Source organism: Pseudomonas sp. p106 (assembly GCF_003936645.1).
In the GTDB taxonomy this organism is placed as follows: Bacteria; Pseudomonadota; Gammaproteobacteria; order Pseudomonadales; family Pseudomonadaceae; genus Aquipseudomonas; species Aquipseudomonas putida_E.
This window is the reverse complement of the sequence record NZ_RHQR01000014.1, coordinates 152,552-165,370: the sequence shown is the minus strand read 5'-3', so window position 1 is coordinate 165,370 and position 12,819 is coordinate 152,552. Positions and strand designations below refer to the sequence as shown.

Here is a 12,819-nt window from a genome sequence, read left to right as displayed (position 1 = left end):
TGGATATCCTGGAAGAAGCCGGTCTTGAACAGCGAACGGGTCGACTCCACCAGGCGCCGGTCATCGGCCTGATCGCCGACGTTCAGGGGCAAGGCACCGAAAACGCTGCCGGCGGATACCCGCTGCAGGCCGTTGACACGAATATCGGAGATGGTGAAGGACTCGGCGTGAACTTCAGCGATCATCAATGCGGAGAGGACCGCAGTTAGCAGCAGACGTTTCATGAAGTCCTTTTATTCCAACTGGCAATAAACAACCTGCCGCAAATGGCGGCAGGTTTGCAATGCGAAGCTTTTATAGTCGACCCAGATCGTTGATCAGGGCGAGCAACATCACCCCTATGACCAAACTGATACCGATCTGGACCCCCCAACCTTGAACCCGATCCGACAATGGACGACCGCGCGCCCACTCGACCAGGTAAAACAGCAAATGCCCCCCATCCAGCACTGGAATGGGCAGCAGGTTAAGAACCCCCAGGCTAATGCTCAGGTAGGCGAGGAAATTCAGGAAATCCCCCACGCCGGACTGGGCTGAAGCGCCCGCCACTTTAGCAATGGTTATCGGTCCGCTCAAGTTTTTTACCGAGAGCTCACCGAACAGCATTTTCTTCAGGGATTCGAGGGTCAGGACGCTCATGCTCCACGTCCGGGAAAGGCCCTCGCCTACCGCATCCAGCGGACCGTAGCTGACCTCACGAAGCATGTCGGCAGGCCATTCGCCACTTTTCACCCCGGCACCCAGGTAACCACCGGCAGCCTCGCCCTCACCTTTTCGTGCCAGTGTCACCGGCACATCCAGCGCTGCACCGTCGCGCTCGATACGCACCACCACCTTGGCTTCAGGGCGGGCGCGCACGCTATCGACAACCTGCTGCCAGTCAGTCAAGGCCACCCCATCGAGACTCAGCAGCCGGTCACCGGTTTTCAGACCGGCAGCCGCCGCTGGCCCTTTTGGATCGATCTCGGCCAGCACGGGCGCAACCACAGGGCGCCATGGCCGCAGCCCGAGCGACTGAATCGGATCAGGCTCGTCCGCACCCTTGAGCCAGCTGTCGAGCTTGACCTGCAACTGACGCTCGGCACTGGAGCCCTCATCGCGCACGCCAACCTGCAATGTTCCGCTTTCGCCCAGGCGACGCACCAACTGCAGGTTGACGGCCGACCAGCCACTGGTCGCCTTGCCATCGATGGACACAATTTCCTGGCCGGCAACCAGGCCCGCCGATGCTGCCAGGCTGCCTGGCTCTACCGCACCGATGACCGGACGGATCTGCTGGGTACCGAGCATCGCCAGCAACCAGAAGAAAACGATGGCCAGCAGGAAGTTGGCAATCGGACCGGCGGCGACGATGGCGATGCGCTGGCGAACCGATTTGCGATTGAATGACTGCTCGGCCAGAGCTGGCGGCACTTCGCCTTCACGCTCGTCGAGCATCTTGACGTACCCACCCAAAGGAATGGCCGCCACCACGAACTCGGTACCGTGGCGGTCATGCCAGCGCAATAGCCCGGGGCCGAAGCCCACGGAAAAGCGCAGCACCTTGACCCCGCAACGCCGGGCCACCCAGAAGTGGCCGAATTCGTGGAAAGTGACCAGTACACCCAGGGCCACCAGGGTGCCGATAATCATGTACAGCGCAGTCATGTCTTTCTCCGAATGACGTTCAGCGGAACGACTTTTCGCACATCCTCTGGGCCGGGCAGCATCAGCGGCCGTGGCGCCTCAACCACTCGCGGGACAACTCTCGGGCGCGCTGATCGGCAGCAAATACCGCATCCAGCGAAGGCACAGGCACCACGGGTTCCTGAGCCAGTACCTGTTCGATCATACCCGCGATCTCCGGGAAGCGGATACGCCGCTCAAGAAATGCATCGACCGCAACTTCGTTGGCCGCATTGAGTACCGCTGGCGCGCTGTTGCCCGCCTCGGCAGCCTGCCGTGCCAGGCGCAGGCACGGAAAGCGCAGTTCGTCGGGGGCCTGGAAATCCAGGCGAGCAATGGCGAACAGATCCAGCGGGGCCACACCAGAATCGATCCGCTCCGGCCAGGCAAGGGCGTTGGCAATGGGCGTGCGCATATCCGGGTTACCCAACTGGGCCAGCACCGAACCGTCAACGTAGTCCACCAGGGAATGGATAACGCTCTGCGGGTGCACCACCACTTCGACCTTGTCCGGCGCCGCATCGAACAACCAGCAAGCCTCGATCAGTTCCAGGCCCTTGTTCATCATGCTCGCCGAGTCCACCGAAATCTTGCGTCCCATGGACCAGTTCGGGTGGGCACAGGCCTGCTCAGGCGTGACGTCGGCCAAGTCTGCCTGAGGCGTCTCGCGAAACGGCCCGCCCGAGGCTGTCAGCAGAATGCGACGCACACCCACCTGGCTCAGACCACGGTCATAGTCACCCGGCAGGCACTGGAAGATGGCATTGTGCTCGCTGTCGATCGGCAGCAGCACCGCACCACTGCGGCGCACAGCTTCCATGAACAGCGCGCCGGACATCACCAGCGCCTCCTTGTTGGCCAGCAGCACCTTCTTGCCCGCCTCGACGGCGGCCAGTGTCGGGCGCAAGCCAGCAGCGCCGACGATGGCAGCCATCACCGCATCCACTTCAGGGGCGGCCGCAACCTCACACAGGCCCGCCTCCCCTTCGAGCACCTCGGTGGCGCAGCCCGCAGCCGCCAGGCCTTCACGCAAGCGCACGGCTGCTTCGCCGTTGGGCACCACGGCATAGGCCGGGCGATGCAGCACGCACAGCGCCAGCAGTTGATCGATGCGCGAATAGCCGCTCAATGCAAATACCTGGTAGCGCTCGGGATGGCGGGCAATCACATCCAGGGTACTGAGGCCGATGGAGCCGGTGGCGCCCAGGACCGTAATGCGCTGTAGCGCTGTCACATCACACCCCATTCAGCAGCCCACAGCAATACCGCGAAAACCGGGATGGCCGCAGTCAGGCTGTCGATGCGGTCAAGCACCCCGCCATGGCCAGGCAGCAGGTTGCTGCTGTCCTTGATACCGGAGCGGCGCTTGAACATGCTCTCGGTCAGGTCACCAATCACCGATGACATGACCACCAGCGCAGCCCCCACGAGCCCCAGCAGAATCTGGCCGACGCCCCAATCGCGAGTGATGCCGACCGCAAGCGTAATCACCAGGCTGACCGCCAGGCCGCCATAGACGCCTTCCCAGCTTTTACCCGGGCTGACTTGGGCAGCCAGCTTGCGCTTGCCGAAAGCACGGCCCGAGAAGTACGCGCCGATATCGGCCGCCCACACCAGCACCATGACAGACAGGATAAGCCAGTTACCCAGCGGCCAGTGCTTGAGCAGCACCAGCCCTTGCCAGGCAGGCAGCAGGATCAGCAGACCGATCAGCAGACGGCAGGCAGCACTGGCCCACAGCTCACTGCTGCGCGGATAAGTCAGCACCAACCAGGTGGCCATACCCCACCAGATGACCGACGCACCAAGCACCCAGGGCGCCAGGTCAGGCATCAGGTAGAGCAGCATCAGCACACCGGCGACGACAGCGGCATAGGCAATGCGCAGCGGCTGGGCCATCAGCCCGGCCAGGCGCGCCCATTCCCAGGCCGCCAGGGTCACCACCAAGCCGATGAACAGAGCGAAATCCCCGCCGTTGAGCAGGAAGAAACCACCCAGCGCGACCGGCAGCAGGATCAGCGCGGTAATGATGCGTTGTTTAAGCATTAAGCACGAGCTCCAGCCTCGACCTGCTCGCTGGTCTTACCGAAGCGGCGCTGGCGCGAAGCGAAATCGGCCAGAGCATTGCGCATGGCCTCGTGTTTGAAGTCCGGCCAGTACAGGTCGGAGAAATACAGTTCGGCATAGGCCAACTGCCACAGCAGGAAGTTGCTGATGCGGTGCTCACCACCGGTGCGGATGCACAGGTCCGGCAACGGCAATTCGCCCGTCGCCAGGCAGGCTTGCAAAAGCCCTGGAGTGATGTCGTCCGGACGCAGATGGCCGGCCTGAACCTCACGCGCCAGGCGCTGGGCGGCCTGGGCAATATCCCACTGGCCACCGTAGTTGGCGGCGATCTGCAGGATGAAGCGATTATTGCCGGCGGTCTGCGCCTCGGCCTCACGCATGGCGGCCTGCAGCTCTGGATGGAAACGCGAACGGTCGCCAATGATGCGCAGGCTGATATTGTTCTCGTTCAGGCGTTTGGCCTCACGGCGCAGCGCCGAGAAGAACAGCTCCATCAACGCCCCCACTTCCTCGGCAGGGCGCTGCCAGTTCTCACTGGAGAAGGCGAACAGGGTCAGCACCTCGACCCCGGACTTGGCGCATACCTCGATAACCGCACGTACGGCATCGACGCCGGCCTTGTGCCCGGCTACGCCGGGCAGCAGGCGCTTCTTCGCCCAGCGATTATTGCCATCCATGATGATCGCGACGTGTCGCGGCACCGAAGACGGTGCCGCCAGCTTGGTCTTTTCCATTAAAAAACCTCGGCCTTAGACGGCCAACAGGTCCTTTTCCTTGGCTTTGAACGCAGCGTCGATTTCGGCGACGAACTTGTCGGTCAGCTTCTGGATCTCGTCAGCAGCACGACGCTCTTCGTCTTCGCTGATTTCCTTGTCCTTGGTCAGCTTCTTCAGGTCAGCCAGGGCATCACGACGCACGTTGCGCACGGCAACCTTGGCGTCTTCGGCAACGGCGCTGGCCTGCTTGGTGTAACCCTTGCGGGTTTCCTCGGTCAGGGCCGGCATCGGTACACGGATGGTGGTGCCGGCGCTGGACGGGTTCAGGCCCAGATCGGAAGTCAGGATGGCCTTCTCGATGGCAGCGCTGAGGTTCTTGTCGTGGGCGACGATCTTCAGGGTGCGCGCATCTTCAACAGAGACTGCAGCGACCTGGTTCAGCGGCATTTCGCTGCCCCACGCCGGTACCTTGACGCTGTCCAGGATGCTTGGGTGGGCGCGACCGGTGCGGATTGACGCCAGGTTGCGGCCCAAAGCCTCGATGGACTTGCCCATGCGATCCTGAGCGTCTTTCTTGATGTCGTTGATCATTTTTGAACTTCCTCGATCAGAGTTCCTTCCGCGCCGCCATGCACGATGTTCAGCAAGGCGCCGGGTTTGTTCATGTTGAAGACGCGCAGCGGCATCTTGTGGTCGCGGCAAAGGCAGATTGCCGTGAGATCCATTACACCCAGCTTGCGATCCAGCACTTCATCGTAGGTCAGATGATCGAACTTCTCGGCATGCGGGTCCTTGAATGGATCTGCAGTGTATACACCATCGACCTTGGTTGCCTTCAATACCACGTCGGCATCGATTTCGATGGCACGCAGGCATGCGGCGGAGTCGGTGGTGAAGAACGGGTTGCCAGTACCGGCAGCGAAGATTACGACTTCTTTGGCGTTCAGGTGACGCATGGCTTTGCGGCGGTCATAGTGATCGGTCACGCCCACCATGGAAATGGCCGACATCACGATGGCGGTAATGTTCGCCCGCTCCAGCGCATCGCGCATGGCCAGGCCATTCATTACGGTCGCCAGCATGCCCATGTGGTCGCCGGTAACACGGTCCATGCCGGCTGCACTGAGCGCCGCGCCACGGAACAGGTTGCCACCGCCAATCACCAGGCCGACCTGGACACCGATGCCGACCAACTGGCCGACTTCCAGGGCCATGCGATCCAGGACCTTGGGGTCGATCCCGAACTCTTCCGAGCCCATCAGGGCCTCGCCGCTAAGTTTGAGTAGAATGCGTTTATAGCGAGCCTGATAACCACTGCCCTGCTGAGCCATTGCGAATCTCTCCTGCGGCGTTTGTAAAATTCTGGCGGGCTGCTTGAGCCTGCGTGTAACTCTAACGTGACGCAGCGACTGCGTCAGCGAGCACGGCCTTGAAAACCGCTCCCGCTTTGACAAAGAGGCTGCGCGCGTGAGCGGGCAGCCTCTTTGGGGCGACAGACGAGTCTGTCTTACTGCTTGGCGGCAGCTACCTGAGCGGCAACTTCAGCAGCGAAGTCGTCGACCGGCTTCTCGATGCCTTCGCCTACTTTGAAGTAGGTGAAGGAAACGATTTCAGCACCGGCCTTCTTGGCCAGCTCGCCGACTTTGACTTCCGGGTTCATGACGAAGGCTTGCTCTTTCAGCGAGGCTTCGGCCTTGAACTTGGTGATACGGCCGTTGATCATGTTTTCAACGATGTTTTCCGGCTTGCCGGCGATCTTGTCAGCGTTCAGCTGCAGGAAGACGTTCTTCTCGCGCTCGATGGCCTCGGCGGAGATTTCCGACGCGTCCAGGAACTCTGGGTTCGAAGCTGCAACGTGCATGGCAATGTTCTTGGCCAGCTCGACGTCGCCGCCCTTGAGGACGACAACAGCACCGATCTTGTTACCGTGCAGGTAAGCACCGACAACGTCACCCTCAACGCGCACCAGGCGACGGATGTTGACGTTCTCGCCGCACTTGGCGACCAGGGCTTCACGAGCAGCTTCGCGCGAGGCGATCAGCGGAGCGGCATCGGTCAGCTTCTGGGCGAAAGCTTCTTCGAGGCTTTCAGCGACGAAGTTCTTGAAGTCGTCTTGCAGAGCCAGGAAGTCGGTCTGCGAGTTGACTTCCAGCAGGACGGCGGATTTACCGTCGGTCTTGACGGCGATCGCGCCTTCGGCAGCGACGTTGCCAGCCTTTTTGGCGGCCTTGATGGCGCCCGAGGCACGCATGTCGTCAATGGCTTTTTCGATGTCGCCGCCGGCCTTTTCCAGGGCCTTTTTGCAATCCATCATGCCTTCGCCGGTACGCTCGCGCAGTTCTTTGACCAGCGCTGCAGTAATTGCTGCCATTTCAAAATCCTCTTGGAAAGTTTTTCAACCATTCCACCCGCTCATCACGGGCGTTCAATTCTGCAAATCCGCTGTTTCAACCTCAGCCGGCCCATAATGCGGGGCGCTTGCTGACAGCAGGATTTCAAGGTGGCAAAAAGGGGGCCAAGCCCCCTTTTTGCGTGCCAAGCAGACGCTAGCGTCTATTACTCGGCAGCAGGTGCAGCCGCTTCTTCAGCGTAGACTTCGGTGCCGCCAGCAACGTTGTTGCGGCCGCGGATGACGGCGTCAGCCATCGAAGTCATGTACAGCTCGATAGCGCGAATGGCGTCATCGTTACCTGGGATGATGTAGTCAACACCTTCTGGGCTGCTGTTGGTATCGACAACGCCGATAACCGGGATACCCAGCTTGTTGGCTTCGGTGATGGCAATGCGCTCGTGGTCAACATCGATCACGAACAGGGCATCAGGCAGGCCGCCCATGTCCTTGATACCACCCAGGCTGCGGTCCAGCTTTTCCAGATCGCGCGAACGCATCAGGGCTTCTTTCTTGGTCAGCTTGGCAAAAGTGCCGTCTTCGGCCTGGGTTTCCAGGTCGCGCAGACGCTTGATCGAAGCGCGGATGGTTTTGTAGTTGGTCAGCATGCCGCCCAACCAGCGGTGGTCAACGTATGGCGAACCGCAACGAGCAGCTTGCTCGGCGACGATCTTGCCGGCGGAACGCTTGGTGCCGACGAACATGATCTTGTTCTTGCCCTGGGCCAGGCGTTCTACGAACGACAGAGCGTCGTTGAACATTGGCAGGGTTTTTTCCAGGTTGATGATGTGGATCTTGTTACGCGCGCCGAAAATGTACTTGCCCATTTTCGGGTTCCAGTAACGGGTCTGGTGGCCGAAGTGCACACCGGCCTTCAGCATATCGCGCATGTTGACTTGGGACATGATAGTTCCTTGATAAGTCGGGTTGGGCCTCCACGTATCCCAATGACCAACCCACGCACCTGAACAAGAACTTCGAGAATGCGGGGCACCCAGGTCATCGTGTCGACACGTGTGTGGGTTTGAGCTGACGGGGTCGTCCCCGAAAGCGGCGCATGTTATACCACAGACCGCCAACGAACGGAACCCGCAGAAGTGAACTGTGAATCCAGCCTCAAGCTTGATGCTGGGTTCGCAGCCGCCCTCTGATAGAATAAGGGCCTTTTCCGTTTGTTCGCGCCGCCTGCGGCGCCGTAGAGAGCCAGTAATGACCGTTACCATCAAGACCGCAGAAGACATCGAGAAGATGCGCATCGCCGGCCGCCTGGCCGCCGAAGTGCTGGAAATGATCGAAGAACACGTCAAGCCCGGTGTCACCACCGAAGAGCTCGACCGCCTGTGCCACGACTACATCGTCAACGTGCAGCAGGCCATTCCGGCACCGCTCAACTACAAGGGCTACCCCAAGTCGATCTGCACCTCGATCAACCACGTGGTGTGCCACGGCATCCCCAACGACAAGCCGCTCAAGGACGGGGACACGCTGAACATCGATGTCACCGTGATCAAGGACGGCTACCACGGCGACACCAGCCGCATGTTCCACGTCGGTACCGTGCCGGTATGGGCCGAGCGCCTGTCCAAAGTCACCCAGGAGTGCATGTACAAGGCCATCGAGCTGGTCAAGCCTGGCTGCCGCCTGGGCGATATCGGTGAAGTGATCCAGAAGCACGCTGAGAAGAACGGCTTTTCGGTCGTGCGTGAGTTCTGCGGCCACGGCATCGGCAAGGTGTTCCACGAAGAGCCACAGATCCTCCACTACGGCCGTGCCGGCACCGGCATGGAGCTCAAAGAGGGCATGACCTTCACCATCGAACCGATGATCAACCAGGGCAAGGCCGACACCAAGGTGCTGGGCGACGGCTGGACCGCCATCACCAAGGACCGCAAGCTCTCGGCGCAGTGGGAGCACACCCTGGTGGTGACCGCCACCGGCTACGAGATCTTCACCCTGCGCAAGGACGACACCATCCCGCGCACTTCGGCCTGAGTTCACGCCAAAGCCTCTACGACAGGAACGCGATGCATGCCCCAGGTGGATCCCGAGCTGTTCGACCGCGGCCAGTTCCAGGCGGAACTGGCCCTCAAGGCGAGCCCCATCGCCGCTTTCAAGAAGGCCATCCGCCAGGCCGGCGAGGTGCTCGACAGGCGTTTCCGTGACGGCCGCGACATCCGCCGGCTGATCGAGGACCGCGCCTGGCTCGTCGACAACATCCTGCAACAGGCCTGGAAGCAGTTTGACTGGGGCGACGCTGACGGTATCGCCCTGGTAGCGGTCGGGGGCTATGGGCGCGGTGAACTGCACCCGCACTCGGACATCGACCTGCTGATCCTGCTGCGCGACGCCGAACACGAGCAGTACCGCGACGCCATCGAGCGCTTCCTGACACTGCTGTGGGACATGGGCCTTGAAGTGGGCCAGAGCGTGCGTACCGTGGACGAGTGTGCCGAACAGGCCCGCGCCGACCTGACGGTCATCACCAACATGATGGAAAGCCGCACCATCGCCGGCCCCGAAGCCCTGCGCCAGCGCATGCTCGAGGTCACCAGCACCGCGCACATGTGGCCGAGCAAGGAGTTCTTCCTGGCCAAGCGCGCAGAGCTCAAGGCCCGCCACCACAAGTACAACGACACCGAGTACAACCTCGAGCCCAATGTAAAAGGCTCGCCCGGCGGCCTTCGCGACATCCAGACAGTCCTTTGGGTAGCCCGTCGCCAGTACGGCACCCTGAACCTGCACGCCCTCGCTGGCGAAGGCTTCCTGCTGGAAAGCGAAAACGAACTGCTGGCCTCCTCCCAGGACTTTTTGTGGAAGGTGCGCTACGCCCTGCACATGCTCGCCGGCCGCGCCGAAGATCGCCTGCTGTTCGACCACCAGCGCAGCATCGCCGCACTGCTGGGCTACAGCGACGAAAACCCCAAACGCGCCATCGAACAGTTCATGCAGCAGTACTACCGGGTGGTGATGAGCATCAGCCAGTTGTGCGACCTGATCATCCAGCACTTCGAGGAAGTCATCCTCGCCGACGATGACAGTGGCACCACCCAGCCGCTGAATGCGCGTTTCCGCCTGCACGACGGCTATATCGAAGCGGTCAACGCGAACGTTTTCAAGCGCACGCCGTTCGCCATGCTGGAGATCTTCGTGCTGATGGCGCAGCACCCGGAAATCAAGGGCGTGCGCGCTGACACCGTGCGCCTGCTGCGCGAGCACCGGCACCTGATCGACGACACCTTCCGCAACGATATCCGCAACACCAGCCTGTTCATCGAGCTGTTCAAGTGCGAAATCGGCATCCATCGCAACCTGCGGCGAATGAACCGCTACGGCATCCTCGGCCGCTACCTGCCAGAGTTCGGCCTGATCGTCGGGCAGATGCAGCACGACCTGTTCCACATCTATACGGTCGATGCGCACACCCTCAACCTCATCAAGCACCTGCGCAAGCTGCAGTACACGCCGGTGTCCGAAAAATTCCCGCTGGCCAGCAAGCTCATGGGCCGCCTGCCCAAGCCTGAGCTCATCTACCTGGCCGGGCTGTACCACGACATCGGTAAAGGCCGTCAGGGCGACCACTCCGAACTGGGCGCTGTGGACGCGAAGAAGTTCTGCGAGCGCCATCAATTGCCCGCCTGGGATAGCCGCCTGATCGTCTGGCTGGTGCAAAACCACCTGGTGATGTCCACCACCGCCCAACGCAAGGACCTGTCCGACCCGCAGGTGATCAACGACTTCGCCCTGCATGTCGGCGACGAGACGCGCCTGGACTACCTCTACGTGCTGACCGTGGCCGACATCAACGCCACCAATCCCAGCCTGTGGAACTCCTGGCGCGCCAGCCTGCTGCGCCAGCTGTACAGCGAGACCAAACGCGCCTTGCGTCGCGGCCTGGAAAACCCGCTGGACCGCGAGGAGCAGATCCGCCAGACACAGAGTGCTGCGCTGGATATCCTCGTGCGCGAGGGCACCGACCCGGACGACGTCGAGCAACTCTGGTCGCAACTGGGTGACGACTACTTCCTCAAGCACAACGCCGCCGATGTGGCCTGGCACAGTGATGCGATCCTGCAGCAGCCCGCCGACGGCGGGCCGCTGGTACTGATCAAGGAAACCACACAGCGGGAGTTCGAGGGCGGCACGCAGATCTTCATCTACGCCCCCGACCAGCACGATTTCTTCGCCGTGACCGTGGCGGCCATGTCGCAGCTCAACCTGAACATCCATGACGCGCGCATCATCACCTCGAGCAGCCAGTTCACGCTCGACACCTACATCGTGCTCGACAATGACGGCGGCTCCATCGGCGATAACCCGCAACGGGTCAAGCAGATCCGCGACGGCCTGACCGAGGCGCTGCGCAACCCCGAGGACTACCCGACCATCATCCAGCGACGGGTACCCCGCCAGCTCAAGCATTTCAACTTCCCGCCGCAGGTGACCATCCTCAACGATGCACAGCGGGCGGTGACCATCCTTGAGATCACCGCGCCGGACCGCCCGGGGCTGCTGGCGCGGATCGGGCGGATCTTCCTGGAGTTCGACCTGTCACTGCAGAACGCCAAGATCGCCACCCTCGGCGAACGCGTGGAAGACGTATTCTTCATTACCGATGCCGACAACCAGCCGCTGTCCGACCCGCAGCTGTGCAGCCGCCTGCAGGAAGCGATCGTGCAGCAGCTGCAGGCCGGCCAGGCCAGCGATGCCAGCCCGACTCGCGTGACCTTTTAACGATTAGACGATTGACGAGACCTTGCGCCGATGAACCATGCCTTGACCCAGCTTCAGCCCTACCCGTTCGAGAAACTCCGCGCCCTGCTGGGCAGCGTGAAGCCCGCGGCGGACAAGCGCGCCATCGCCCTGTCGATCGGTGAGCCGAAGCACGCATCCCCGGCGTTCGTCGCCCAGGCCATGGCCGACAACCTCGACAAGCTGGCGGTCTACCCCAGCACCATCGGCCTGCCAGAGCTGCGCCAGGCCATCGGCCAATGGTGCGAACGCCGGTTCGGCGTGCCGAGCGGCTGGCTGGACGCGGACCGCCATGTGCTGCCGGTCAACGGCACCCGTGAAGCACTGTTTGCCTTCACCCAGGCTGTGGTCAACCGCGCCGATGATGGCCTGGTGGTCAGCCCCAACCCGTTCTACCAGATCTACGAAGGCGCGGCCCTGCTCGCCGGCGCCACCCCGCATTACCTGCCGTGCCTGGAAAACAACGGTTTCAACCCGGACTTCGATGCCGTACCCACCGAGGTATGGAAACGCTGCCAGATCCTGTTCCTGTGCTCACCGGGCAACCCCACCGGCGCACTGGTACCGATGGACACCCTGAAGAAGCTGATCGCACTGGCCGACGAGCATGATTTCGTGATCGCCGCCGATGAATGCTACAGCGAGCTGTACTTCGACGAAGACGCGCCACCACCGGGCCTGCTCAGTGCCTGTGCCGAACTGGGCCGCAGTGATTTCAAGCGTTGCGTGGTATTCCACAGCCTGTCCAAGCGCTCCAACCTGCCGGGCCTGCGTTCGGGCTTCGTTGCCGGCGACGCGGCCATCATCAAGCCGTTCCTGCTGTACCGCACCTACCATGGCTGCGCCATGCCGGTGCAGACCCAGCTGGCCAGCATCGCCGCCTGGCAGGATGAAGCGCATGTGCGCGAAAACCGCGACCTATACCGCGCCAAATACGATGCCGTGCTGGATATCCTGCAGCCCGTGCTGGACGTACAGCGGCCCGATGGCAGTTTCTACCTGTGGGCCAAGGTACCGGGGTGCGATGCCGACTTCACGCGTGACCTGTTCCAAGCCCAGCATGTGACGGTGGTACCTGGTTCGTACCTGTCGCGCGAAGTGGATGGCGTGAACCCGGGGGCCGGGCGGGTACGCATGGCACTGGTCGCACCATTGGCCGAGTGCATCGAGGCGGCTGAGCGGATTCGTGCGTTTGTGCAAACCCGTTGATTGACCGAGTGCCGCACTGTAGCC

Annotated in this window: 11 protein-coding genes and 1 pseudogene; 3 read left to right on the top strand and 9 right to left on the bottom strand. The window is 61.9% G+C overall.

The features are described 5' to 3' along the window. From EGJ09_RS18070 to rpsB, 9 genes and pseudogenes are all read right to left on the bottom strand, one after another. Nucleotides 1–224: pseudogene (locus EGJ09_RS18070) on the bottom strand (outer membrane assembly protein); the annotation flags it as partial. Nucleotides 225–294: 70 nt separating this feature from the next. Next, on the bottom strand, nucleotides 295–1,647 hold the full coding sequence (rseP, locus tag EGJ09_RS18065; RefSeq protein ID WP_125924501.1) for an RIP metalloprotease RseP: 1,353 nt from the start codon (nucleotides 1,645–1,647) through the stop codon (nucleotides 295–297). A gap of 61 nt (nucleotides 1,648–1,708) precedes the next feature. Further along, the gene (gene ispC / locus EGJ09_RS18060; RefSeq protein WP_196996932.1) at nucleotides 1,709–2,911 is read right to left on the bottom strand and encodes a 1-deoxy-D-xylulose-5-phosphate reductoisomerase; all 1,203 of its coding nucleotides are present in this window, start codon (nucleotides 2,909–2,911) and stop codon (nucleotides 1,709–1,711) included. Next, a complete protein-coding gene (locus tag EGJ09_RS18055; RefSeq protein WP_046784286.1) occupies nucleotides 2,896–3,711 on the bottom strand; it encodes a phosphatidate cytidylyltransferase in 816 nt (271 codons plus the stop codon). The genes ispC and EGJ09_RS18055 overlap by 16 nt, the downstream gene beginning before the upstream one ends. Then, a complete protein-coding gene (uppS, locus tag EGJ09_RS18050) occupies nucleotides 3,711–4,466 on the bottom strand; it encodes a polyprenyl diphosphate synthase (RefSeq protein WP_046784287.1) in 756 nt (251 codons plus the stop codon). The genes EGJ09_RS18055 and uppS overlap by 1 nt, the downstream gene beginning before the upstream one ends. 15 nt (nucleotides 4,467–4,481) lie before the next feature. Then, nucleotides 4,482–5,039, bottom strand: a complete 558-nt coding sequence (frr, locus tag EGJ09_RS18045; protein WP_008094910.1) for a ribosome recycling factor — start codon at nucleotides 5,037–5,039, stop codon at nucleotides 4,482–4,484. Next, nucleotides 5,036–5,779 (bottom strand): UMP kinase, encoded by a 744-nt coding sequence (pyrH, locus tag EGJ09_RS18040; RefSeq protein ID WP_008094912.1) that lies wholly within the window; start codon nucleotides 5,777–5,779, stop codon nucleotides 5,036–5,038. The genes frr and pyrH overlap by 4 nt, the downstream gene beginning before the upstream one ends. Nucleotides 5,780–5,955: 176 nt before the next feature. Continuing rightward, nucleotides 5,956–6,819 carry a translation elongation factor Ts gene (tsf, locus tag EGJ09_RS18035; protein ID WP_008094914.1) on the bottom strand — a complete coding sequence of 288 codons (864 nt, stop codon included), beginning with the start codon at nucleotides 6,817–6,819 and terminating at the stop codon, nucleotides 5,956–5,958. A gap of 185 nt (nucleotides 6,820–7,004) precedes the next feature. After that, nucleotides 7,005–7,742 (bottom strand): 30S ribosomal protein S2, encoded by a 738-nt coding sequence (gene rpsB / locus EGJ09_RS18030; RefSeq protein WP_012315900.1) that lies wholly within the window; start codon nucleotides 7,740–7,742, stop codon nucleotides 7,005–7,007. Between the two features lie 304 nt (nucleotides 7,743–8,046). Here rpsB and map point away from each other — a divergent pair, with 304 nt between their 5' ends. The 3 genes from map to dapC are packed head-to-tail and all read left to right on the top strand — an operon-like array spanning nucleotide 8,047 to nucleotide 12,795. After that, entirely contained in the window at nucleotides 8,047–8,829 is a 783-nt protein-coding gene (gene map, locus EGJ09_RS18025) for a type I methionyl aminopeptidase (RefSeq protein WP_004375406.1), read from the top strand. Nucleotides 8,830–8,865: 36 nt separating this feature from the next. Beyond that, a complete protein-coding gene (locus EGJ09_RS18020; RefSeq protein ID WP_115274036.1) occupies nucleotides 8,866–11,568 on the top strand; it encodes a [protein-PII] uridylyltransferase in 2,703 nt (900 codons plus the stop codon). A 30-nt stretch (nucleotides 11,569–11,598) separates the two neighbouring features. Beyond that, nucleotides 11,599–12,795, top strand: a complete 1,197-nt coding sequence (dapC, locus tag EGJ09_RS18015) for a succinyldiaminopimelate transaminase (protein WP_046784289.1) — start codon at nucleotides 11,599–11,601, stop codon at nucleotides 12,793–12,795. Nucleotides 12,796–12,819: the final 24 nt, after the last annotated feature.

Excerpts from the sequence above, each read along its gene's own strand:
- rseP (WP_125924501.1), bottom strand. The coding sequence starts at position 1,647 with ATGACTGCGCTGTACATGATTATCGGCACCCTGGTGGCCCTGGGTGTA.
- ispC (WP_196996932.1), bottom strand. The coding sequence starts at position 2,911 with ATGGGGTGTGATGTGACAGCGCTACAGCGCATTACGGTCCTGGGCGCC.
- EGJ09_RS18055 (WP_046784286.1), bottom strand. The coding sequence starts at position 3,711 with ATGCTTAAACAACGCATCATTACCGCGCTGATCCTGCTGCCGGTCGCG.
- uppS (WP_046784287.1), bottom strand. The coding sequence starts at position 4,466 with ATGGAAAAGACCAAGCTGGCGGCACCGTCTTCGGTGCCGCGACACGTC.
- frr (WP_008094910.1), bottom strand. The coding sequence starts at position 5,039 with ATGATCAACGACATCAAGAAAGACGCTCAGGATCGCATGGGCAAGTCC.
- pyrH (WP_008094912.1), bottom strand. The coding sequence starts at position 5,779 with ATGGCTCAGCAGGGCAGTGGTTATCAGGCTCGCTATAAACGCATTCTA.
- tsf (WP_008094914.1), bottom strand. The coding sequence starts at position 6,819 with ATGGCAGCAATTACTGCAGCGCTGGTCAAAGAACTGCGCGAGCGTACC.
- rpsB (WP_012315900.1), bottom strand. The coding sequence starts at position 7,742 with ATGTCCCAAGTCAACATGCGCGATATGCTGAAGGCCGGTGTGCACTTC.
- map (WP_004375406.1), top strand. The coding sequence starts at position 8,047 with ATGACCGTTACCATCAAGACCGCAGAAGACATCGAGAAGATGCGCATC.
- EGJ09_RS18020 (WP_115274036.1), top strand. The coding sequence starts at position 8,866 with ATGCCCCAGGTGGATCCCGAGCTGTTCGACCGCGGCCAGTTCCAGGCG.
- dapC (WP_046784289.1), top strand. The coding sequence starts at position 11,599 with ATGAACCATGCCTTGACCCAGCTTCAGCCCTACCCGTTCGAGAAACTC.